Origin of the sequence: Burkholderia mycopellens (genome assembly GCF_964265025.1) — a bacterium.
GTDB lineage: Bacteria > Pseudomonadota > Gammaproteobacteria > Burkholderiales > Burkholderiaceae > Burkholderia.
Window position 1 is genome coordinate 3,878,617 of record NZ_OZ183802.1, and the last position, 21,560, is coordinate 3,900,176.

The following is a 21,560-nucleotide window of genomic DNA, read 5'->3' on the forward strand; positions in this document are numbered from 1 at the left end:
ACGTGACCGGTTACCGCAGGTTTCTTTGGGTGACCCACAAGTTTTTTTCGATGCGGCGCACGAGACGCCTTTCATCCGGCCGACATACGCATGCGCTACGCTGACGCGCGATACCGAGGGGAGAAGCCGAGTCGTGTTCGATCAGCTGAAGGCGTTCCACGCGACCGTCCGGCAGGGCAGCATCACGCGCGCCGCGCGCCACCTGGGCGTGAGCCAGCCGACGATTGCCGCGCAGATCCGGCAGGTCGAGCAGGTATACGGCGTCGAGCTGTTCTACCGCAGCGGGCGCAAGCTCGAAGTCACCGAGACGGGCATCGAGCTGCTGCCGCTCGTCGAGCAGATGATCGCGCTCGAGGCGCAGGCCGACATCATGCTGCGCAACGTCGGCGGCCTGTTCGAAGGCCATTTGCGGATCGGTGCGACGGGGCCGTACTACATCATGGACGCAGTCGGCCGCTTCTCGAACGCGCATCCGTCGATCGCGCTCACGTGCCGGATCGGCAACTCCGAGGAAATCCTGCAGGCGCTGCAGGAATTCCGCATCGACCTCGCCGTCTCGTCGCAGCGCAACGATGCCGACGGCCTCGAACGCCAGGTGATCTCGACCGACCCGCTCGTGCTCGTCGTGCATCGCACGCATTCGCTCGCGCGTTGCGACGCGATCGATCCGGCGCAGCTTGCCGACGTGCGGCTGCTGATACGCGAAGCAGGATCCGTCACGCGCCGCTGCACGGAGACGATCCTCGAAACGGCAGGTGTCGCGGCCGTCTCGGTTGCCGAGATCGGCAGCCGCGAAGCAATTCGCGAGGCGATCCTGCATGGCGTGGGCGGCAGCCTGTTTCCGCTCGGCGAGGCCGAACGTCATCCGGATTTGCGCGTGATCGCGCTGCGCGGCGTCGACACGACGATCGACGAATACGTGTACTACCTGAAGGCGCGCCGCCAGAGCCCGGCGATCGACGCATTCCTCGCGTGCATCCTGCCGGCCGGCAGCCACGCGGCCGGGACGGATGAAGCAGGACGCGCGGCGCGGCGGGCGAACGCGCGCTGAACTGCCGCGCGTTCGCCGGTTCCGCACTTTAGCGGCGCTTTTCCCGCGCCTTCCCTCGTTTTTCCTCGTGCCTTCCTTCTGTCGTTGCGCTCACATCACTTCGGCAGTGCCGGAATCATCCATGTCAGCACGTGCTGCTGCAGGAACACCAGCACACCGAGCAGTAGCGTGAGGATCACGCTGTGCCAGAACGTGCGCGCGAACACGACACCTTCCTGCCCTTTCAGATCCGTCGTCGACACGCCCGTCGCGATGTTCTGCGGCGAGATCATCTTGCCCATCACGCCGCCCGACGAGTTGGTCGCGGCCATCAGCACCGGATCGAAGCCGAGCTGCCTGGCGGCGACCACCTGCAGGTTGCCGAACAGCGCGTTGCCCGACGTGTCGCTGCCGGACAGGAACACCGCGATCCAGCCGAGCGACGCGGACACCAGCGGGAACAACGCACCCGTCGACGCGACGCCGGTGCCGAGCGTGTAGCTGATTCCCGAGTAGTTCAGCAGGTACGCGAGCCCGACGATCATCATCACCGTGACGATCGCGATCCACGTCTGCCGCCAGGTCTTGACCGCGCATTCGAGGAATGCGCCGACGCCGGTGCGCGTCAACGCGGCCGTGATGATCGCGGAGACCAGGATCGCGGTGCCCGTGCCGAGCGGCTGGAAATCCCAGATCGCCGCATAGGGCTTGTGGTACAGCGACACGAACACGGCGTTGTGCAGGCCCGGCCACTTGATCTTCACGTCGCCGATCGCCGCGATGTTCGCGTGCACCCACACGATCACGACCACCGACACGACGAGCCACGGCAGCCAGCCGCCGAAGCCCGCACGCGCCGCGCCGGCCGTTGCCGGCACGCTGCGCGCGAGCGCGTATTGCGGATCGGGCTGCGGCTTCCACACCTGCAGGAAGCCGATCGTGACGATCAGCGACGTGAGCGACGACAGCACGTCGGTGAGCTGGTAGCCGAGGAAGTTCGACGTGACGAACTGCGCGATCGCGAAGCTGCCGCCCGACACGAGCAGCGCGGGCCACAGCTTCGAGATCGAGCGCAGCCCGCCATACGCGCCGACCACGTAGAACGGCAGCAGCAGCGCGAAGAACGGCAGCTGGCGGCCGACCATCTGCGCGAGGGTCGCGGGCGGCAGCGACGTCACCGCGCCGAGCACGGTGATCGGCACGCCGAGCGCGCCGAACGCGACCGGCGCCGTGTTGAACAGCAGCGTATAGGTGAGCGCTTCGAGCGCGGGGAAGCCGAGCGCGATCAGCAGCGCGCTCGTGATCGCGACCGGCGTGCCGAATCCCGAGATCCCTTCGAGCAGGCAGCCGAACGAGAAAGCGACGACAAGCAGCACGAGGCGGCGATCGTCGGGCAGGTTGTCGAGCATCCATTGCCGGAACTGGTCGAAGCGGCCCGACTTCACCGCGATGTTGTACAGCAGCAGCGCGTTGAAGACGATCCACATCACCGGCACGACCGCGAGCGCCATGCCCGCGCCGACCGCATTGAACGCGAGCCCGGCCGGCATGCCCCACGCGCCGATCGCGACCGCGAGGCCAGCGACGAGCCCGGCGAGCGAGGCCTGCCATGCGGGGCGGCGCAACACGCCGAGTGCGATCAGCGCGACCGCGATCGGGATCGCGGCGACGAGGAAGGACAGCAGCAGCGAGTGGGCGACTGGCGTCAACGGCTGTGCAAAGACGATGCCGGGCGGTAGGGCGTCGGTGGGATTCATCGTGTCTCCAGAGTCGACCCGAGCTGGCATCGGGATGCCCCGGGTTCGGTACAAGGCGATGTCCTGCGGTCATGACCGCGATCAGGCGCTTGCGCACGCAACGACGTCGCACGCCCAACCGATCGGTTGCTTAAAAGAGGTTAGGAGGCGCACGCCGCTTGTACAAGGGGGACAAGCCCGATGCGTGCCGACCCGATACGAACCAGCCGCCACCCGCTGACCGGCGGCGGGCGGCCCGCTGTCGCGTTCGACAGCAAGCCCGCCACGAGCGGCGCGGCGCCGCTACCCGCGCAATGTTGTTGCACATGCGGCAAAGGTGCCTGACGGCAGGCGGGATGTTTCGTTTGGCATCCGAAGCCTAGACTGGCCGCATCGGTTCCGCCCGCGCCGGTCACGGCACGGCACCGGAACCTCACGGAGTAAACACGATGAAGACGATGAAACAGGCGACATGCGCATGCGTGCTGATCGGCGCGGCCTTCGCCGCTCACGCGCAGGCCGCGTCGACGCTGACGCGCGCCGAGGTCCGTCAGGAACTCGTGGAGCTGCAGGCCGCCGGCTACCGGACGAGCCTCGCCAGCAGTCCCGACTTTCCGGGCAACATGCAGGCGATCATGCACCGTGCCGCACAGGCACGCGGCGGCGACGCCGGCTACGGCAGCGAGGGCGGGGCAAACGTGGAATCGGGCAAGCCGGCGCTGCCGCACGCAATCGATCGCGGCACATACGCACACCATTGACGGCTGATCGAACCGGATCGAGCGCACCACGGCGCGCCCCGACCGGCGACGGAGATACGCATCGCGCACCGCGCCGGCCGACGCGGCGCACGTGCGCCAGCATCACACGCTGAAGCGGTTCAGCGTATAGGCGCGATAGGCCGCGACGAACGCGTCGAACGATCCGGCCTCCTTCGCTTCGAGCTCGGCCTGCTCGGCCAGCGATTTCGCAGCAAGGGCCTGCTCGGCGCGCAGCGTATCCGCCGACGGCGGACGCGCGCGGAAATGCGCGGCATGCGCTTCGCTCTGCGCCAGCGCGAACCCGAGGAACGACTGACCGCGTTCGCGCATCGTGCGCAGCACGCGCGCGGACGGCGTGCGCCCCGGATCGGCGAGCTTCTCGCGTTGCGCGGCGATCGCGCGCACGTGCTCGTCGCCGCCGCGGATCTCGTCGAGACGGCGGCCGACGGTTTCGATATCGGCCATCAGCGCGTCCGCCCACGCCTGCAGCGTGACCGGCTGGCCGTCGCGTTGCAGGGTGAGCCCCGGCTTGCGCCCTTCCATCGTCACGCTGCCGAAGTTCGCGTTCGCTTCCTGGTACGCGGGGCAGTCGAGCGCCGGGCTCTCGTCGAGCGCGCACGCGAGCAGGAACGCGTCGATGAAGCGCGCCGTTTCCAGTGCGATGCCGGTCGGCTCGAACGGATCGATGTCGAGACAGCGCACCTCGATGTACTGCACGCCGCGCGACGCGAGCGCATGCAGCGGCCGCTCGCCCGAATACGTGACGCGCTTCGGCCGGATCGTCGAGTAGAACTCGTTCTCGATCTGCAGCACGTTCGTGTTGATCTGGATCCACTCGCCGTCGCGATGCGTGCCGATCGCCTCGTAGGCCGGATACGGCTCGCTCACGGCCTTCGACAGCGCGTCGAGATAGCCGGGCAGCGTGTTGTAGTCGACGTGCAGCGCAGCCTGCGCGGTCGTGTTCGAGTAGCCGAGATCGCTCATCCGCAGGCTCGTCGCATGCGGCAGGTACAGCGTATCGGCGTCGAACGTGTCGAGCTTGTGCGGCTTGCCGCGCAGGAACTTCGTATCGAGCGCGGGCGACGCGCCGAACAGGTACATCAGCAGCCAGCTGCGGCGGCGGAAGTTGCGGATCTGCGCAAGATAGCGCTCCGACTGGTAATCGACGAGCGTGGCCGTCGAGCCTTCTTCCGCGTGCAGGCGCCGCCACACTTCCTCGTGCAGCGAATAGTTGTAGTGGATGCCGGCGATGCACTGCATCGTGCGGCCGTAGCGATACGCGAGGCCGCGCCGGTACACCGTCTTCAGGCGGCCGATGTTCGACATGCCGTAGTTCGCGATCGGAATCTGGTCGTCAGCCGGCAGCAGGCCAGGCATCGAGTCGTTCCACAGCATCTCGTCGCCGAGCGATGCATACACGTAGCGATGCAGATCGTCGAGACGTTCGAGCGTGATCGCAGCGTCGCTTTCCGCCGGCGTGATCAGCTCGATCAGCGCTTCGGAATAGTCGGTCGTCAGCGACGGATGCGTGAGCGCCGAACCGAGCGCGCGCGGATGCGGCGTGAACGCGATCATCCCGTCGCGCGTCACGCGCAGGCTTTCCTTTTCGATGCCGCGCAGGCCGTCGGGCAGATGCTGCCGCGTCGGGCCCGAGCTCAGCGCTTCGAGGCGATTCAGCAGCAGTTCGGACTGGCGGTGAGTCATGGTGTTCGACATGGAGACGCAAGTGCGTGACGGCCGCGCGCAGAACGCCGCGCGCGGCCGGCTGGATTGTTGGTCGCTTCGTTGGTAGCGGGCACTTTAACATCTCGCCGAAACACGCGCTTGAGGTGGCTCCGGGCACGGTGCGCGGGCCGGAGCGGGCCGCCGGGCGGGCCGGTCGCGGCGGTCGCCGCCTCTGCGACCGGTTCCAGGCGGCGGCAACGCGCGCGCCGGTTACGCGAATTCGTCCGACGGAACCTGACACGCGAATGGGTGGCGGCAGGTGCAACCCTGCCGCCGAACCGACTGCGGAAAGCGGGACAAGCATGCGTCGCGCAGCCGGCATCTGGCGGGCGACGGATTGACGGAATGGCCGTGATGGCCGCCCTCCGGCAGGCAACCGATGAGCGTCAGCACGATCGGCGCAACGGGTTGCATCGCGGCCTCGTCAAATCGCACGCGCCCGCGGGCCGCCGCCCTCACCCGCCGCGCGCGCCGCCCGCCCGGTCGGCCACTTCGTTCCACAAATGCAGCGCCGCGTACGCGCGCCACGGCCGCCAGCCTTCGGTGCGGTGCTTCTGGGTCGTGAGCCGGTCGAGCGCCGGATCGCGTGCGGCGATCGACTGCATCAGCACGAGATCGGAGGCCGGCCATGCGTCCGGATCGCGCCACGCGCGCATCGCGATGTATTCGACGGTCCACGGGCCGATGCCGGGCAGATCGAGCCACGCACTGCGCAGCGTCGCGAGATCGGCGTGCTCGCGATCGACCGGCACGTCGCCGGCCGCCACCGCGCGTGCCACGCCTGTCAGTGCCGCCACCCGCTTGCCGGGCATCCCGATCTTGTCGAGATCGCAGGCGGCCAGCGCATCGGGCGTCGGGAAACGCCATGCGGGCGCGCCGTCGTCTTCGTCAACCACACGCTCTCCGGCCCGCTCGACGAGCCGGCCGACGATCGTCGTCGCAGCCTTCACGCTCACCTGCTGGCCGACGATCGCGCGCACGGCCAGCTCGAACCCCGACCATGCGCCCGGCACGCGCAGCCCCGGCGCGGCCTCGACGAGCGGCGCGAACCACGGATCGCGCGCCAGCCCGCTGCCGATTGCGGCCGGATCCGCGCCGAGGTCGAACATCGTCGCGACGCGCGTGGCGAACGCGTCATCGACATGACGCACGACCGCGCCTTCGACCGTCGCGACCAGGCAATGCTTGCGCGGATGTTTCGCGACCGTGAGCCGGCCGGCGTCGCCGTGCAGGTCGACGATGCGGCGATACACACCGTCCGCCACCTGCTCGACGCCCGGAATCGCGCGTCCGCTGAAGAAGCGCAGTACGCGCGCCCAGTCGTAAGGCGCATTGAAGCGCAGTTCCATTTGCGCGGACGGCGGCACATGGCCGCCGTTCACGATGGATGTGATCGTTGTTTTTGCGATGCTCAAACTGCGCTGCCCTCCGCAACGGATTCGGTTTGATCGTCGTGCACATGACGCGCTTCAGACGCGAGCAGCGTCGCCTTGCGGCGCACACCCCAACGATACCCGGAAAGCGCGCCACCCTTTTGCACGACACGGTGGCACGGGATCGCGAGCGCGACCGGGTTCGATGCACACGCGGATGCGACGGCCCGCACCGCGCGCGGCGAACCCAGCGCCTCGGCGATCTCCGAGTAGCTGCGCGTTTCGCCGTACGGAATATGCGTCAGCGCCTCCCACACGCGCTGCTGGAATGCGGTCGGCGCGATGTCCAGCGGCAGGTCGAACGCGTGCCGTGTGCCGTCCAGGTACGCGCGAATCTGCGCGACGAACGGCGCGAGTCGTCCCGGCGCTTCGGCCAGCTCGGCGCGCGCGAACGCGTCCTTCAGCTCGCCGACGAGCGCGGCCGGTTCGTCACCGAACGCGATCCGGCAGATGCCCTGCCCGGTTGCCGCGACGAGCACCGTGCCGAGCGACGTCGATGCGGTCGCATAGTCGATCCGCAGACCGGCACCCTGGCGGCGAAACGCCGACGGCGCCATCCCGAGCTCGCGCGGCACCGACGCATAGAGCCGCGACGGCGAGTTGAAGCCCGCGTCGACGGCCGCCTGCGTGACCGGCTGCCCGCTTTGCAGCGCCTGGCGCAGCGCGGCGCCGCGCTGCGCGGCCTGGTACTGCCGCGGTGACACGCCGACCACGCGCTTGAAGAGCCGCTGAAGATGAAACGGGCTGACGTGCACGGCATCGCTCAGTTGCTGCAGCGTGAGCCGCTCGGCATGCGCATCGAGCACCGCACACGCGCGATTGACGATCTCGAGTTCGCGCGGCAGCCCCTCCGGCTGACAGCGCTTGCAGGGCCGGAAGCCGGCCGCACGCGCGGCGGCCGGATCGGCGAAGAAGGACACATTTTCGCGACGCGGCAGCCGCGACGCGCAGGTCGGGCGGCAGAACACGCCGGTCGTGCTCACGGCGTAGAAGAACGCGCCGTCCGCATGCGGATCGCGCGCGGTGACGGCGCCCCAGCGGGCATCATCGGTCGGATAGGCGGTTTTCATCTGAACCTCGCACTCTCTAGTGTAGATGGTGCCTACTCTAGACATCGGCACGTGCCGTCGCGCCCTGAATCTTGCTCTGTGATTCGCCCCGGATAATCGGGGGCGCATCGACTGAAAATAGATTCGGCAAACCGCGCGCCGGCTGTTCCAGCGCGGTTTTCGTCATCGCCCTGTCACCATTTTGCTGCACTGCGGATGCGACAAATCGCCGTCCTGACGTTTTTTTGCATTCGGAATATTGCGTCGCACCATCGCCGTGTGTATAGTTGGAACTGTCTCCTCCATGTCTCCTCCTGATATGGATTAAGCCCGTTCCGCTCTGCGTGAACGGGCTTTTTTTCGTCCGTCGATTGTGCCGCGTTCCAGCCGGCGGCGCAGGCGCGATGCGTCTACACTCGATGCTCGTGGACCGCGAAGGAGTGCCTGCCCATGAAACCGATCATCCGCGCGATCGATCACGTGGTACTGCGCGTGACGGACATGGCCGCGATGACGCGCTTTTACTGCGACGTCGTCGGCTGCCATGTGGAAAAGGAACAGCCCGATCTGGGCCTCGTGCAGCTGCGCGCCGGCGACGCGCTGATCGACCTGCTGTCGGTCGGCGGCCCGATCGACCGTCCCGACAGCGGCCCGCCCGGCACCGGACGCAATCTCGATCACCTGTGCCTGCGCGTCGAGCCGTTCGATCCCGACGCTTTGACCGCCCATTTCTCCGCACATGGCGCACGGCCGGGCGCGCCCGCGGAGCGCTACGGCGCCGGCGGCTACGGGCCGTCGATCTACCTGTTCGACCCGGAAGGCAACATGCTCGAATTCAAGGGGCCACCGGCCGCGATCGGCTGAACGCAGCCGGCGCGCAGGCCGTCACGCGTCCGCGCGCGCCTTCAGCACCGTCCATTCGACCGCCACCGGATCGTGGTCGGTGCTCGAAATCCACGCGGCGCCGTCCTGCACCGTGCATTGCAGGCGCATCGTGCGCTCCGCGAGTTTCCCGAGCGCGGCCGCGACACCGTCGTTCAGCGACAGCACCTGCACGTTGCGCAGCCGTTCGACCTTGCTGCGCACACCCTGCCACCAGATATCCGACGTCTTGCCGCCGTATGCGATCACCGTGACCTGCCCGGCGCGGCCGGCCGCCTTCGAAATGCGCCGCTCATCAGGCTGGCCGGCTTCGATCCAGACGTCGATCGCACCGGTCAGGTCCTTCTGCCACAGATCGGGTTCGTCGACGTCCGACAACCCCTTGCAGAATTCGAGCCGCTCGTGCGCGAACAGCGCGAACGCGACGATGCGCACCATCATCCGGTCGTCGGTTTCCGACGGATGGCGCGCCACCGTCAGCGCGTGATCGGCGTAGTAATGCCGATCCATGTCGGCGATTTGCAGTTCGGCTTTGTAGATCGTGGATTTCAGCGCCATGCGGATACGGCCCGGGCGGGCATTCGGTTCGGTCGGGCCGTGATGATACCGAATGCGCGCCGTCCGGCGCGCGTCATGCGCCACCCACAGCGCAACGGCCCGGCATGTGCCGGGCCGTGTTCGGTTCCCGCCGCCGGCTCATCGGGCCGGCGCGCTCGCGCGTCGTGTGACAGCGCGGTGAATGTGAACGGTTACTGCTTGACGAAGCGCGAATCGGTCCAGAGACCCTGCTGGTCGCTGTTGTCGGCACTGACGAACTGCACGTCGCCCTGGTCGACCGACACCACGCGGAAGCGCTGGCCTTCCGGCACCGACAGGCAACGATAGTCGTCGAAGTATTGCTGCTTCGCCTGCGACTTGCCGTCACGCTCGTGACTCAGTACGGAGTCCAGATTGTCTTTCGACAGGCAACCCCATGCGTTCTTCGTCAACTGGATTTCCTGCTTCGGCTTGACGGCCGAATCGCCGCCGGCTTGGGCAATCGACACCGCGCAACATGCGCCGACGAGGGCAAAGAGGATACCGGTACGCTTCATCATGTTCTGTCTCCAGGCTTGCGGGCACCAGGCTTGGGTTAGCTATGTGTTTAAAGGTGATCGTGAACCCGCGTTTTTCACTTTAGAAGACCGGCAAGCGATATCAAGCACATTTGTTGTGCGACCGCAATAGCGGCGGATTGTCGCACCCCGTGCGCAGCCCGTTTTTCGCGCCATGCGCAGCCACGACGACGCGCCCCACCCTGCGAACAGGCCCGCGCCGCAGGGCGGAAAGCGTTATGCAGCAAGACTTTCATCAAAGTTACAAGGCGGCGATTGAACGGTTTGGATAATCCATTTCGCTATCCGGATCATTTTGATGCGCCGCACATAAAGTCATCCGAAACGATTCGACTTTACCGCAACGCGGAATCGCATTTACCTGATACAAGAAAAATGCCAGGTATAAGCAAATCCGTATTTATCCGTACTTCTCCGCATGCATTCAGCACCCGCGGAAGCCTCGCCGCAAGCGCCTTTCACCAGCGTGTTTACCCTGCTTTATTCAGGATGGATTGCTGGCGCTCGAAATAATCGCGCTGAAAAATGCACATGCGATAAGCGTTGTGATACGCGCCGTTTCCGAAAAATTCTTCCTTCAATTCGGCCTCGTGCTGGAATCCGCATTTTTCGTATACATGAATCGCAGCCGCATTCGACGTATCGACGATCAGGTACAGCTTGCGCATGTTCAGCACCTTGAACGCGTACTCGATCGCGAGGCGCGTCGCCTGCCCCGCATAGCCGCGCCCCTGGCATTGCGGCGCGATGATGATCTGGAACTCGCCGCGGCGATGGATGTAGTCGAGCTCGATCAGCTCGACGAGGCCGACCAGTTCGCCTTGCGCATCGACCGCGACGAAACGGCGCTCGCGCTGGTCGTGCACGTGGCGGTCGTACAGTTGCGACAGTTCCGAGAAGGTTTCGTACGGCTCCTCGAACCAGTAGCGCATGATCTTTGCGTCGTTGTTCAGTTCGTGGACGAAGCGCAGGTCCTGGCGCTCCAGCGGCCGTAGCGCGAGCGTGTTGGTATCGTTCTGGAGTTGCATGTTCATGTCCTTTTTGATGCCGACGCACGTGCGGCAAGGCCACATCCGGGCCTGTCCCGCACTGTAAGAAATTGAACGCGGGCGAAGTTCAGAGCCTAGAATGGGAGCAAGGGTTCCTGCCACCGCAAGGAGGCTATCGTGTTCGAGCAAGTCATACTCGGAATTTTCCTCGTGCTGCCGCTCGTCATCGTGGCGGCGCTGTTTTCCGACGAACTTTGGCAGGAACATCGGCGCCAGCATCCGCGCGACGAAAACGCACCGCACATCGACTGGAAGCATCCGTGGCGCCGCGTGCGACGCGAGCATTGAGTCGATCGCCGTTCATCCGCGGGGCGCGCCGACCCGGCCGCCCCGGCATGCGGACGCGTCACGCGCCCTACGACGTGCCCCGTCAAGCACCCGAATTCCGCCTCGATCCGAATACCGCTCAAGCCGCCCAACCCGCTCACTCCGCGAGACGCCGCCGTGAACGACCAGCCCGCCCAGCCTCCGCACGACATTCCCAACGAAACGATCGACCTGCAGATCGCCGACGTGCTGGCGGCCGTCCGCTACCCGGCCAACAAGGACGCGATCGTCGATGCCGCGCGCGACGCCGGCGCCAGCAACGAGGTGCTGTCGATGCTCGACGGCCTTCCCGAACAAGACTACGCGGACATCAACGCCGTCACGCAGTGGGTCGCCGGCAACTTCGGTCCGGGCCTCGGGATTTGAGCGCGCATCCATAACGCGATAGCATCAGGCCGCACCGGTCGCGTAGCGGCTGGCTGCCTGTCGTCCGGCGCAAGACCGGGCGTTTCCGCCTACGTGCCCGGGGAACTCCATGGAAGGCATCCTGATCCAGCACACGACACGCCGTCAGCTCTGGTTCGGCGCACTGACGGCGCTCGTCATCGTGCTCGCGCTCGGGATCGCCGCACCGCACGCGAACGTCGCGCTGCCGGGCGTCGAGCCGTTCATGCCGATGTGTGCGCTCACCGTGTTCACCACCGCGAGCATCGCGGCGTTCTTTCTTGGCGCGCAGTTCACCGTGACGCGCCAGCCGGTGCTCGGTGCGCTCGGCGGCGCCTACGCGTTCACCGCACTCGCCGTCGCATTGCAGCTGCTCACCTTTCCCGGCGTGTTCGCGCCACACGGGCTGTTCGGTGCGCAACCGCAAAGCGCCGCGTGGATGTGGATCTTCTGGCATGCCGGCTTCCCGGGTTTCGTGATGGTTGCGCTGCTCGCGCGCGAGCGGCTGGCGCGCGCACCGATCGGCGCGCAGCAGACACGCTGGTGGACGCTCGTGCTGATCGGCGGGCCGGCTGTCGTCGCCGGACTGCTCTGTCTGTTCGCGCTGAACGTGTCGCTGCCGCCCGCGTTTCATCCGCCGGGCGACGCGGCCGTGCTGCCCGTCAACGCGGTCGCGCTGGTCGTGTGGCTGCTCAACGCGCTGGCGCTCGTTACCGTGCTGGCCACCGGCCGGCTGCGCACGACGCTCGACCTGTGGCTTGCGATCGCGGTGCTCGCGTGCCTCACCGACACGACGCTGAACCTGATGAGCACCCATCGCTTCACGGTCGGCTGGTATCTCGCGCGCGTGTTCAGCATGTTCACGCCGGGCGTGCTCGTGTGCGTGCTCGCGTGGGAAGTGACGATGCTGTACCAGCGGCTGTTCGAGGCGCACGCGACGCTGATCCGTTCGTCCGCGCGTGACGGCCTGACGGGCGCGTTCAACCGCAGCCACTTCAACGATCATTTCCACACGCTGTTCCTGCAGGCGCGGCGCCAAGGCGAACCGCTGTCGCTGCTGATGGTCGACGTCGACCACTTCAAGGCATACAACGACGCGTTCGGTCACGTGAAGGGCGATGCATGCCTGATCGCGGTCGCGAATGCGCTGGCCGGCGCGGTACGGCGGCCGGCGGACATCGTCGCGCGCTATGGCGGTGAGGAGTTCGCGATCGTGCTGCCGAACACGGGCGCGCGCGGCGCGCGGGTGGTCGCCGAGGAAGCGCGCGAAGCGGTGCTGAGGCTCGATCTCGCGATGCCGGCGTCACCTGCCGGGCGCGTGAGCGTGAGCGTCGGCTGCGCGACCGTGTCGGCCGACGATCTGTCGACACCCGATGCGTTGATCGAAGCCGCCGATGCCGCGCTGTATCGCGCGAAGGATACGGGGCGAAACAGGGTCGTCGCCGCCTGAAACGTCTGCTGTTTGGCTATTTGTTACGGTCATTGTGACCGGAATAATCCGCCGTTACGGATTGCGGAGCAGGGAAACGATCGCTTACAGCCGGTGTTGCGGGCGCTCGCTATGCTAGGTTTCACATTGAACCCGAGCAGGTGGACGCGATGAAGAAAACCCTTTTGCTGATTGCCAGCGTCGCCGTGCTATTGAGCGGCTGTATCGTGGTGCCGGACGGCGGGTACTACGGTGGTGGCGGGTATTACCATCACCATCATTGGGATTGAGGTGGGGGTCCGGATGGGTTGATCGGCATGCTCGCCCATGCTGGATCGATGATCCGGACCGCAACTCAATCAGGCCAGCGTAGTCACTCTGCACGCCAGCAGCTACATTCGCATGGCACGCTGTCGATCGTATTTGCATCGACCGTCGCCCAATCGGCGTCCCCTCCCTTGAGCGCGATGTGCTTGCGAAGCATGGGCGTCGAACGTGATCTGCTAGGGAAGCCGCGCCATCATCCGGTCAAGAAGAGTCGGTGGCAAACTGATTTCGCCAAATGTTTCGCCGAACTCGGGCCCTTGGGGGTACATCAATGCCTCCTTCGCCCAATGAAGCTCAACGGGTATGCGAGACCCGTCCCGATACGTTCGCTCGGCAACGAGACGCTCGCCCTCCCTGTCGTAAAGCCTGAGAACGATCGTATCTCCAAAATAGCAGTATCGTGCCCAATAGCCTCCGTGCGGGGAGCGTTCGATTTTTTGCGTGCGTGAATCGCAAATCGCGCGCAGCTGTACGTCTTTCCAGTAGCTCCAGCCAAACCCGAGGACAGAAGCGAGCACGATAACGGGCAATACTATCGCCAGGAGAGCGAGCGCCAACCATATGCCCGACTCATTAATATTCACATTCATGCGAATCGAAGCCTAATGAGTTCTCGCAACGTTATATAGCGGTGATCTGAAAAAAATAATGAAATCGCCACCTCGACGATGACGTTGCTGCCACTCGCGAAATGAATTATTCCGAACCGGGTAATAGACATTCCCCACGACTCGCACATCAACCACCGCAACGGGATATTCTACCCGTGGAATATCCGCTGCACCGGCCACCGTTGGCATCGGGACAATGATAGCTAACGCCCGACCTGCCACCGTGGCGAGAAAAATAAAAAGTCACAACTCCTTTGAGTATCTGCACACCTATCGACGACCTCAAGATCCCGGTGCGCTTAGACGACTAATAAAACCCCAGGAATATTTGACCCAAAACTCAGTCACATTAGCAACGATTTCGAACTGGTCCGATTGATTTTACGGGTGCGATCACGCTAGCGTAACAGGCATCGCGCATACCACCCAACATCACCGGATCCCAAATAGAAATGGCATCGAACAATGAAAAAATCCCCTATTTCACGATAAATAAAATTTTCTGGAAGTGGAAACTTCACGATGGCGCCGATGGATGCAAGATTGTTCCAAACATCTCGTTATCCATGGATAAACCTGCGCCGCCGCTTCCGATACAACAAAAATCGAACGCAACCGAACTCAAACATTCCTCCGCCACGCCCAAGCGCGACTCGCTTGACAAAATGGTTGATGACTTGGAAAAGGCCGGCAAGGCGCTGGCACGCTTTCAAGTTTGGCTAAATGCCTCCGCCCCTCCCAAACCCGCCATCGTGAAACTAAAAAATAGCGATTCTGTACCAGCGTTCGATATTCAAGAGATTCCCGCAGCAATGCGTAAAATGTACCTCCCGACATCTGCCAAACTTATGGAGCGATGGTTCTCTGGAAAGTTAAATTATTCACGGACTTCATCGGATGAATCGCTAGAAATCAATCAAGATGGAAAACCATATCCATCCGACATGCATGACATGTCCACCATTAAATTGGATTGGATTATGCGCTTCCCCCGAGCGAAGCGGCAATTCGACTATCTTATTAATAAAATGATTCACTCACCCAAATCCAGAGTCGAGCTTTACAAACTGTTGATCCCGCACAAAGACTGCGCAGCGCGACTCTACACCGACGACATATGTGGCAATGATCTTCGCGATTTGCACCGAAGATTCCAATTTCAATACTCAAAAGTAGACAGCACGTTTGGGCAAAAAATTGAAACTCAATTAGATGCACAACTTCGCAACAATGGTGTGCCTGACGACCTATCCGGAGCACTCGGATCCTTCAATATCTATGCGGCGCTCGGAAGCGCGCGCTTCTCGTGGGACGTGGATTCACACAGAACAATAGCTGAAGTGACCGGAGTGTGGGTATATGTGAAAGACAACTATACATTCACCGACAAATCTAATGAGCGATCCCAATACTTAGGGCATTGGAGTAGCGACGGCGTCATCATTGTTCCATATAGTGGAATCGCTGCATTCTCGAACTCCGAGCATATCCCATATGTCAAATATGCCGTCGCCAGAGGTGATTCACTCGTCAAGGGGAACGTCCACTATCCGGTAGAAAATATCGATTTTAGAAAATGGTCCAAGATACATGGCAGAGGCGGAGACTTTATCATCTACTCTGACAAAAAATTCATCCCAATCTCCCCTCCCATAGAAATTTCACTATGATCAAATTCAACAATAAATCATGACAATTTCTTTGAAAATTACTTATACACTGCTCGTCACGGCACTGATTGGTACCTTTGCCTTTGACAGAACGCCTCGAGGGGAAGAGTGCAGAACGTCGATATCTCCGGATGGAATGTATCTTGCCGACCTGTGCCTTTTAGATTGGGTTCCGGGTGGAGATTCACGGTATGTTGGCCGCGTATACATCGCACAAACTGGGAGGTTAATAGCCCAGCACACATTCAGCACACCGACTCCCGCAATTTCCTGGAATAGTTATAGCGAGGCCTACGTCTCATTTTCAAAAGGTGACGGCGGAGATGATTCTGTATATGTATCGCTGCCGCCATCGTTTATCGATCGGGTGCTAGCGGCCCGTCCGCATCTGTAAAACCACAGTGTCAATCTGACTGGCAGTCGTCACGCGGATGCAGGCACGTTCTATTGCCGGGCGATGGCTGTGCCATTCCCGCCCCGCAATCCTTTTCGCTTCTCGATACAAAACCTAGAAACTTTCCCCAACTCCTTACGTGGAAAGGAATTTCCGACGCAAGGTGCGTTTTGTGTACCATAGTGTGTACCCAAAACTGAACCCCATCCTGCTTCCTTGCCAGCCCGTCTTTCCCAGCGAGTTGATCAACGGCATAATTTGCCCCCATCGACCATGAATGCCAGCCTGAGTCGCTACCGGTAGCCGGCAACTCCCTTCCTTCATGCAAACAACTCTAGACGGATTCGACTGTACTGCGGCAGTCGTCGTAACGGTAACGCCGCCCCTCGTCGCGAAGTTGCTGTCGGGCGACAAACTCGTCGAGTTTCGCAAGGTCTGGCCCAAAGCAAGCGTTCGAACTATCTGGTTTTGCGAGAAGGGAAGCCAAGGCCGCATCGCATTGCGCGCCACCATCAAAGAAGTCGTAACTATCCAAGCGAAGGAAGCCTGGGACCAGTTCAGAGATGTCTCGGGAGTCACCGAATCAGATTTTTTCAAGTACATCGATCCCAAACGGGACATTCATTGCCTAGTGCTGCAGGCGATTGAGATAGTTCGTGATACATTTGTGCAAGATTTGGGGGTCATGCGTCCCCCACAAAACTATACATATGTAGACCAATGAACTATCCATTTTCGGGGATCGTCGTCAGGTACCTTCGGGACCAGGCGACCGAACAGTCGGACAAAGATGTTCAGGATCAGTTGCACGTAAATCTCTGGGATATCGCCGACAAATCCTATCTCGATATCGGATTGATGGTCAGCAATCCCAGCGGCATAAATGCCATCTGGATTGATCTGCCTTGGCACGCCCGTCGGTCGCATCTGGTTGACCTTGGCCCAGGCCTAGACGGTGACAAGCTGCTGACGGCGATCTTTAATGAAGTCGCAACTTACGAGGGAGCTTCCGATGCACACTATGCCGTGGTTACCCTCAATAGCCCTTCCCACCCAAGCCACAAGGGCGACTCGTTTCTCGTTGTTCGTTTAGACTCTCGCAAAATTGAACATTCCCATTTGACAATAGATGGACAAAGCGAAGTTACGAGATTTTGTATTGAATGGCCCGAGCTTAACTATTCAAAAGATGAGCACAAAGGCTTTTGGAGATACATTCGCCTGAGGATTACGAATGTACCCAGAGACGTGTTTTTCGCGACGTTTCGTCCCAAGGACCGCACGCTGCTGAGCTCTAGCGTGGTCACTCGTTTACTAGATTTCCGCGTTAACGTCCGACGCGGGGTACCAGATCAAGTTTTACTTGGCGAGGCGAGGTTGGAATTTCCTCGCTTAAAGAAAATCCACGTCTTCGCAATTGTTCCTCGAGAAACCGAGCTTCCGTTTCATAGTGAGGGTTACAAGGGATGCCGCTCGTTAGAAGATGAGGAGATTTGGAATGGCTACATCAATCTCCCCTATCGCAGCCATGGCCAGAATGGCGAAACAGTTAAAAATTACCTTGGCTATCAGTGGACCGCAGCGTCAAAACAACCGGACACTCCTGTAAAGGACCTGGTCGCACTGGGCCGATTTGTACACGTTACGTCAACGCGATCAACAAACACCCGTTTTGTAATTGTGGTTGCGTTGCTAGGAACTCTCGGAAGTGCAATTTGGGATGTCGTGAAGGGGTATTTCATTACGCGCGCAGGCACTCATTCGAACACTGATCCAACATGGCAACAGCTATTTTTGTGGTTGCTATTGCCCGCCGCAGTTCTTGTGCTCTTAATGCTAATTGATCGCGCAACGCTGAACGATCTTGCCAGTCGATTTAAGCGAGCATGGATAAAGACTCGCGATACAGTTAGCGAATGGTGGGCCTCCCGGTAAAAAGCGGAGACCCACGTAATTACGCAGCGAGGACAGCGGAGAGCCGCTGCCTTTGATTTGCATTCGACACGGCGTGCCGAGGAAGCATTAGCGCACCATTGAATGCAAACTCCATACGACCTTCGCGATAGAGACCATGATGAGTCCCGGCGAGCTCAAAGCCGAAATGGTCGAAGAGACGCTTGAACACGGGCAAACGCTCCTCAGCAACACTCAACAAAGGCGAACGCGTTTCGAGTTGGTCAAATGCTTTCTCGAACATACGATAGCCGAGGCCCGTGTCCTGGAACCCAGGGAGCACACGAAGGCAGCACAGCTTTTTCTCTTCGTCAGCGTCTTTCAGAATCGCCAATGCCGCAAGTTGTCCTTGACGGTATTCCATCAAAATCGAACGCTCGCCAGTCTTGAGACCTGGTACAACCCGTTCTGCCAACCATTTGTCGAACTCGGGATAAAAATCGCGCAGATCTCGCACGCGAGCGCATACCTCGGAGAGCATCCCCGAAGTATGTTCCGGTTCGCGGGCCAAGCTGACCGCGTCGATAACTTTGCTCACGTTCATCATCATCCCCTCAGGAGGCGAAAGGCAAATGTAATTATTCTAGTGTTCGACATCACTGATCGTCAGGCGTTCCCTGCCCGACGCACCCGCCCTATTTCTTTTTGCAGCGCGTCGCGGACCGGCTTCATATCCAGTACGAACGCGAATGCCCGCTGCCCGGACGACAAGTCTTCTAAGCGACCGCCGTCCTGAAAATAAACATTATATCCGTCGGTCACAAAGTAGCGACACGACTCGATACCAGTCGCAGCCGTCCCACGCTCTCGGTACGCCAGTAGGCTCCTGCGCAGCCCCAGCACCGAAACGCCCTGCATCAACAACTGCGAAAGCACACGAAGCAACAGCACATCGCGATACGTGAACGCTCGCCGTTTCCCGCGGCCTCGTTCACTGCTAGCGCTTGGGACAACAACGTCATAGCGACATAGATAGTTGACCATATTGAGGGTCAACCCTGACAGTCGCGCGGCTTGCGCAACCGAGAAGGAGTCAACGAGCGGACGTTGTGCGTTCTTTCGCATAGTTGAGAGTCTAGCTCTAAACTGCTAATTTCAAAAGGAAAATAGCGATACCAGCAACACGCCCAGTTGGCCCCAATCAGGACGAAGACGGCCAACAGCCTACTGACGCTGGGCCAGCAGCCATTCGGGCGACGCTCGGCGAAACCCAAGTGGAACGCAACTTAGTCATTGGCCAGGGCGAAACTGCAACGGGTCCCGAAGGTACGCATGGATCTCGCTGTTCTTCCAGACCGTGCACCGCGGAGATAGTTGAATCGGCTGAGGCGCCCGTCCGGCCAAGTAGAGCTTTCGCCATGTCTCCCTGCACACGCCCACGAACGGCGCGATTTGCCTCCAGCGCGAGTGGCCAACCTCTGGGAGCGTGTCGACGTGCTTATGCATGCTTCACCTCCGCATCGGCCAACGCCTCGCGCCCATAGACCCGCTCCACCCACGTGCCGCGGCCGTCCCCGTGGCCGAGCCACGTTGACACACCAGCGGCCGCTTCTCGGCGTGATACGCCGGCAGCCTTCTGCCGCTCAAGGTGTTCGGTCGCATACGCGTACCGAAGGCTATGCGGCGCGCGCTCGTCGGTCATGCCAGCCTTGCGCACGACGTAGTGATAGCGCTCCATCGCTCGCTTCAAATCCGGCTTGCGGACCAGCTTCCCGCCGTACTCGTTCGACAGTCCAATCGCCCGCTCTACCAGCTCAGCGGCGCGCTGCCGATCCAGCGGTGGGCTTCGACGCGTCTTACCTCCCTTCGTCCCGTGAATGATGGTCACGAAGCCATCCCCGATCGAGCTCGAAAGCGCGCGCCGCCATTCGGCCAGCGACTTGATGCATTGAACCGCCTCCCTGCCCCGCAACCCAAATTCGAGCTGCAGCTCGAGCACAATCGCGATACCGGGATCGATCGCAGCAACAGCAGCACGATACGGTTCCAGCTCGTCGCGCATCATCGGCCGCTTCGTTCCGGCCCGGCTCGCGCCCGACAGACCGAGCGCCGCATTGCTCATCTTGTCAGCGAACGGCCGACGACCGATCCCTTCGAGCGCCGTTCGGATGTGCGTCATGTTGTTGACGGCCGTCCGCTTCGAACGCCCTCGGCCGGTCATGTCGTTCGACCACGCGATCAGATGCTTCTCCTTGAGCTGACCGGTCGTGTGAACCTGAAAGCCCGTGTCCCACAGAAACCGCGCGAAACGCGCGAGCGACTTCTCCCGACCGTTGGAGGTCGAGTTTGCCTGTTTGCCACGCGCCCCGCGCGCAGCACGGCACAGGTCGGCCGTGAGAGATTTGTGCGACATGCGTACCCCGCATCCATGACGTGAGGCTCGACCCCCAGTTGCCTCCCTATCCGCTGGACGGAGCCGCTCAAACGCAGCTGGGAGACAACAAACGGGGGCACGAGCCTCGGCCTGGTGAGATTGGGAGCGTTCTACGCCAGCAAGCTAGCGCAGCCCGGCGCGCATCAACCCGATGAGGGTCGGCACGCGGCGGGAGGACGCTTCCCCCGTTTGATCCGTGTTTTGGCTTTGCGACCGATCGGGGGCGCCAATGCCCCGACCGCGCGAATTGATGCGTGCCGAGCGAGTCGGCACGAGATTCCAGACGCCGAGGTCGAGCGCGCCGCCAGTCGTCGCGAGGACGATTGAGACGGACGCAGCAAGACACGGCGTTAGCGCTGGGGAGCGCACGTCACGGATTGATTGCCGCGAGAGCGGCATACGGGGATTGCACATCGCGCCTTCCGCAGAAAGCAAAAGGCGATGGAGGGCTTCACCTACCGGCGAAGCAGTCACGAGCCCATCAGGAAACAATGGACGGATTTTGGGCGTAGGCCCTACTCAGTTCATTCGGTGATCAAGTCACCGCGCTCGCAGAGCGAGCTTTCAAAACAATTGCCGATTAGTCTCGGCGCACTTCGGTCGATGCCCTTAACCCGGGCTAGGTATGAAGGAAGATTAGCGGGGCTCGTACGGCTTGGCAACAATTTTTCGGCGGCCCCTGTCCTGCGCTGAAGAGTGGCAGCCACGTCTACAGAGTGACGCACGCATACTGTCGCGACGGCATTCGGTCTACGTGAGATATCGCAAAGTGATGCGCCGCTAGGACAGGAAAAAACGTGTTGTTGTCTTGCCGCGACAACCGAAACTAGACGTCAGAAGTGGGCATCGTTCTCGGCGGCGCGCGATACATACTTGCGCAGTTGCCAGTCCCGAATCTGTAGCAGCGCGTTTGCCCACTGCCCCGGCGTCAGCGACCTCCACGACGCCTCCGGTCTCGGCCACACACGTCGAACGCGGAAACCGTCGATGTCATGCCACGCGGGACTGGTGGGATTCGCCTGCTGCGCGGGCGTGTAGAGCGCAACGAATGCCGGCAGGTTCGCCATCTTTGCCAGCTCCCGAATAACGCCAGTGGGCTTCTCTTGCCCGATGTCCTGAGCGACCTCGACAAGAGCCAACGGAAGCTTGTTCCCGTACCCGTATTCGACGAACAACACGCTATCAAGATCGGCCATCGTAAGTGCCTTGGCCTCACGTTTCCCGATGTAGCGACTAATAGATCGCGACCGATGCCAGACACCATAGGACCGGTCGCGAATCAGGAATTGTTCTTCTTGCATCTTCGTTGCC

At 61.8% G+C, this 21,560-nt stretch carries 21 protein-coding genes; 9 read left to right on the forward strand and 12 right to left on the reverse strand.

Annotated elements, in window-relative coordinates; translation table 11 throughout:
- Positions 1-133 precede the first annotated feature (133 nt).
- Complete coding sequence (locus tag ACPTTC_RS18095; protein ID WP_423393265.1) at positions 134-1,051, forward strand: LysR family transcriptional regulator; 918 nt, start codon at positions 134-136, stop codon at positions 1,049-1,051.
- Positions 1,052-1,146: 95 nt separating this feature from the next.
- Here the strand turns inward: ACPTTC_RS18095 and ACPTTC_RS18100 are convergent, their stop codons facing one another.
- Complete coding sequence (locus ACPTTC_RS18100) at positions 1,147-2,787, reverse strand: L-lactate permease (RefSeq protein WP_423393266.1); 1,641 nt, start codon at positions 2,785-2,787, stop codon at positions 1,147-1,149.
- A gap of 428 nt (positions 2,788-3,215) precedes the next feature.
- Here ACPTTC_RS18100 and ACPTTC_RS18105 point away from each other — a divergent pair, with 428 nt between their 5' ends.
- Positions 3,216-3,527 carry a DUF4148 domain-containing protein gene (locus ACPTTC_RS18105; RefSeq protein ID WP_423393267.1) on the forward strand — a complete coding sequence of 104 codons (312 nt, stop codon included), beginning with the start codon at positions 3,216-3,218 and terminating at the stop codon, positions 3,525-3,527.
- Positions 3,528-3,629: 102 nt separating this feature from the next.
- Here ACPTTC_RS18105 and gshA read toward each other — a convergent pair whose 3' ends face one another.
- The 3 genes from gshA to ada all read right to left on the reverse strand — a co-directional run bounded on the left by gshA (position 3,630) and on the right by ada (position 7,755).
- Entirely contained in the window at positions 3,630-5,243 is a 1,614-nt protein-coding gene (gene gshA / locus ACPTTC_RS18110) for a glutamate--cysteine ligase (RefSeq protein WP_423393268.1), read from the reverse strand.
- 464 nt (positions 5,244-5,707) lie between these two features.
- The gene (locus tag ACPTTC_RS18115; RefSeq protein ID WP_423393269.1) at positions 5,708-6,667 is read right to left on the reverse strand and encodes a DNA-3-methyladenine glycosylase family protein; all 960 of its coding nucleotides are present in this window, start codon (positions 6,665-6,667) and stop codon (positions 5,708-5,710) included.
- Positions 6,664-7,755 carry a bifunctional DNA-binding transcriptional regulator/O6-methylguanine-DNA methyltransferase Ada gene (gene ada / locus ACPTTC_RS18120; protein WP_226198705.1) on the reverse strand — a complete coding sequence of 364 codons (1,092 nt, stop codon included), beginning with the start codon at positions 7,753-7,755 and terminating at the stop codon, positions 6,664-6,666. The genes ACPTTC_RS18115 and ada overlap by 4 nt, the downstream gene beginning before the upstream one ends.
- Before the next feature lie 429 nt (positions 7,756-8,184).
- Between ada and ACPTTC_RS18125 the strand changes: the two genes are divergently transcribed.
- Complete coding sequence (locus ACPTTC_RS18125) at positions 8,185-8,598, forward strand: VOC family protein (RefSeq protein ID WP_423393270.1); 414 nt, start codon at positions 8,185-8,187, stop codon at positions 8,596-8,598.
- Positions 8,599-8,619: 21 nt separating this feature from the next.
- Here ACPTTC_RS18125 and ACPTTC_RS18130 read toward each other — a convergent pair whose 3' ends face one another.
- The 3 genes from ACPTTC_RS18130 to speG form a co-directional block, all read right to left on the reverse strand.
- Entirely contained in the window at positions 8,620-9,174 is a 555-nt protein-coding gene (locus ACPTTC_RS18130; RefSeq protein WP_423393271.1) for a YaeQ family protein, read from the reverse strand.
- Positions 9,175-9,365: 191 nt separating this feature from the next.
- A complete protein-coding gene (gene sap1, locus ACPTTC_RS18135) occupies positions 9,366-9,713 on the reverse strand; it encodes a surface attachment protein Sap1 (RefSeq protein WP_175951200.1) in 348 nt (115 codons plus the stop codon).
- A 488-nt stretch (positions 9,714-10,201) separates the two neighbouring features.
- Entirely contained in the window at positions 10,202-10,759 is a 558-nt protein-coding gene (gene speG, locus ACPTTC_RS18140) for a spermidine N1-acetyltransferase (RefSeq protein ID WP_423393272.1), read from the reverse strand.
- Between the two features lie 138 nt (positions 10,760-10,897).
- On the opposite strand from speG, the gene ACPTTC_RS18145 reads away from it, so the two are divergent.
- The 3 genes from ACPTTC_RS18145 to ACPTTC_RS18155 all read left to right on the forward strand — a co-directional run bounded on the left by ACPTTC_RS18145 (position 10,898) and on the right by ACPTTC_RS18155 (position 12,941).
- Complete coding sequence (locus ACPTTC_RS18145) at positions 10,898-11,068, forward strand: hypothetical protein (RefSeq protein WP_041492990.1); 171 nt, start codon at positions 10,898-10,900, stop codon at positions 11,066-11,068.
- A gap of 156 nt (positions 11,069-11,224) precedes the next feature.
- A complete protein-coding gene (locus tag ACPTTC_RS18150) occupies positions 11,225-11,473 on the forward strand; it encodes a DUF2795 domain-containing protein (RefSeq protein ID WP_175951199.1) in 249 nt (82 codons plus the stop codon).
- 109 nt (positions 11,474-11,582) lie between these two features.
- Entirely contained in the window at positions 11,583-12,941 is a 1,359-nt protein-coding gene (locus ACPTTC_RS18155; protein ID WP_423393273.1) for a diguanylate cyclase, read from the forward strand.
- A 482-nt stretch (positions 12,942-13,423) separates the two neighbouring features.
- Here ACPTTC_RS18155 and ACPTTC_RS18160 read toward each other — a convergent pair whose 3' ends face one another.
- On the reverse strand, positions 13,424-13,837 hold the full coding sequence (locus tag ACPTTC_RS18160; protein WP_423393274.1) for a hypothetical protein: 414 nt from the start codon (positions 13,835-13,837) through the stop codon (positions 13,424-13,426).
- 12 nt (positions 13,838-13,849) lie between these two features.
- On the reverse strand, positions 13,850-14,047 hold the full coding sequence (locus ACPTTC_RS18165) for a DUF6402 family protein (RefSeq protein WP_423393275.1): 198 nt from the start codon (positions 14,045-14,047) through the stop codon (positions 13,850-13,852).
- A 263-nt stretch (positions 14,048-14,310) separates the two neighbouring features.
- On the opposite strand from ACPTTC_RS18165, the gene ACPTTC_RS18170 reads away from it, so the two are divergent.
- From ACPTTC_RS18170 to ACPTTC_RS18180, 3 genes are all read left to right on the forward strand, one after another.
- Complete coding sequence (locus tag ACPTTC_RS18170) at positions 14,311-15,528, forward strand: DUF6402 family protein (protein WP_423393276.1); 1,218 nt, start codon at positions 14,311-14,313, stop codon at positions 15,526-15,528.
- 716 nt (positions 15,529-16,244) lie between these two features.
- Entirely contained in the window at positions 16,245-16,646 is a 402-nt protein-coding gene (locus ACPTTC_RS18175) for a hypothetical protein (RefSeq protein ID WP_423393277.1), read from the forward strand.
- On the forward strand, positions 16,643-17,857 hold the full coding sequence (locus ACPTTC_RS18180) for a hypothetical protein (RefSeq protein ID WP_423393278.1): 1,215 nt from the start codon (positions 16,643-16,645) through the stop codon (positions 17,855-17,857). Before ACPTTC_RS18175 ends, ACPTTC_RS18180 begins: the two co-directional genes overlap by 4 nt.
- 19 nt (positions 17,858-17,876) lie before the next feature.
- On the opposite strand, the gene ACPTTC_RS18185 is transcribed toward ACPTTC_RS18180, so the two are convergent.
- The 3 genes from ACPTTC_RS18185 to ACPTTC_RS18195 all read right to left on the reverse strand — a co-directional run bounded on the left by ACPTTC_RS18185 (position 17,877) and on the right by ACPTTC_RS18195 (position 21,550).
- Positions 17,877-18,413, reverse strand: coding sequence for a GNAT family N-acetyltransferase (locus ACPTTC_RS18185; RefSeq protein WP_423393279.1), 537 nt, complete (start codon positions 18,411-18,413; stop codon positions 17,877-17,879).
- A 900-nt stretch (positions 18,414-19,313) separates the two neighbouring features.
- Complete coding sequence (locus ACPTTC_RS18190; protein ID WP_423393280.1) at positions 19,314-20,228, reverse strand: integrase domain-containing protein; 915 nt, start codon at positions 20,226-20,228, stop codon at positions 19,314-19,316.
- Positions 20,229-21,082: 854 nt separating this feature from the next.
- On the reverse strand, positions 21,083-21,550 hold the full coding sequence (locus tag ACPTTC_RS18195) for a hypothetical protein (protein ID WP_423393281.1): 468 nt from the start codon (positions 21,548-21,550) through the stop codon (positions 21,083-21,085).
- Positions 21,551-21,560 lie beyond the last annotated feature (10 nt).

Excerpts from the sequence above, each read along its gene's own strand:
- ACPTTC_RS18180 (WP_423393278.1), top strand. The coding sequence starts at position 16,643 with ATGAACTATCCATTTTCGGGGATCGTCGTCAGGTACCTTCGGGACCAG.
- ACPTTC_RS18160 (WP_423393274.1), bottom strand. The coding sequence starts at position 13,837 with ATGAATGTGAATATTAATGAGTCGGGCATATGGTTGGCGCTCGCTCTC.
- ACPTTC_RS18195 (WP_423393281.1), bottom strand. The coding sequence starts at position 21,550 with ATGCAAGAAGAACAATTCCTGATTCGCGACCGGTCCTATGGTGTCTGG.
- speG (WP_423393272.1), bottom strand. The coding sequence starts at position 10,759 with ATGCAACTCCAGAACGATACCAACACGCTCGCGCTACGGCCGCTGGAG.
- ACPTTC_RS18125 (WP_423393270.1), top strand. The coding sequence starts at position 8,185 with ATGAAACCGATCATCCGCGCGATCGATCACGTGGTACTGCGCGTGACG.
- gshA (WP_423393268.1), bottom strand. The coding sequence starts at position 5,243 with ATGTCGAACACCATGACTCACCGCCAGTCCGAACTGCTGCTGAATCGC.
- ACPTTC_RS18170 (WP_423393276.1), top strand. The coding sequence starts at position 14,311 with ATGGCATCGAACAATGAAAAAATCCCCTATTTCACGATAAATAAAATT.
- ACPTTC_RS18175 (WP_423393277.1), top strand. The coding sequence starts at position 16,245 with ATGCAAACAACTCTAGACGGATTCGACTGTACTGCGGCAGTCGTCGTA.
- ACPTTC_RS18100 (WP_423393266.1), bottom strand. The coding sequence starts at position 2,787 with ATGAATCCCACCGACGCCCTACCGCCCGGCATCGTCTTTGCACAGCCG.
- ada (WP_226198705.1), bottom strand. The coding sequence starts at position 7,755 with ATGAAAACCGCCTATCCGACCGATGATGCCCGCTGGGGCGCCGTCACC.
- ACPTTC_RS18165 (WP_423393275.1), bottom strand. The coding sequence starts at position 14,047 with ATGCCAACGGTGGCCGGTGCAGCGGATATTCCACGGGTAGAATATCCC.
- ACPTTC_RS18105 (WP_423393267.1), top strand. The coding sequence starts at position 3,216 with ATGAAGACGATGAAACAGGCGACATGCGCATGCGTGCTGATCGGCGCG.
- ACPTTC_RS18130 (WP_423393271.1), bottom strand. The coding sequence starts at position 9,174 with ATGGCGCTGAAATCCACGATCTACAAAGCCGAACTGCAAATCGCCGAC.
- ACPTTC_RS18190 (WP_423393280.1), bottom strand. The coding sequence starts at position 20,228 with ATGTCGCACAAATCTCTCACGGCCGACCTGTGCCGTGCTGCGCGCGGG.
- sap1 (WP_175951200.1), bottom strand. The coding sequence starts at position 9,713 with ATGATGAAGCGTACCGGTATCCTCTTTGCCCTCGTCGGCGCATGTTGC.
- ACPTTC_RS18155 (WP_423393273.1), top strand. The coding sequence starts at position 11,583 with ATGGAAGGCATCCTGATCCAGCACACGACACGCCGTCAGCTCTGGTTC.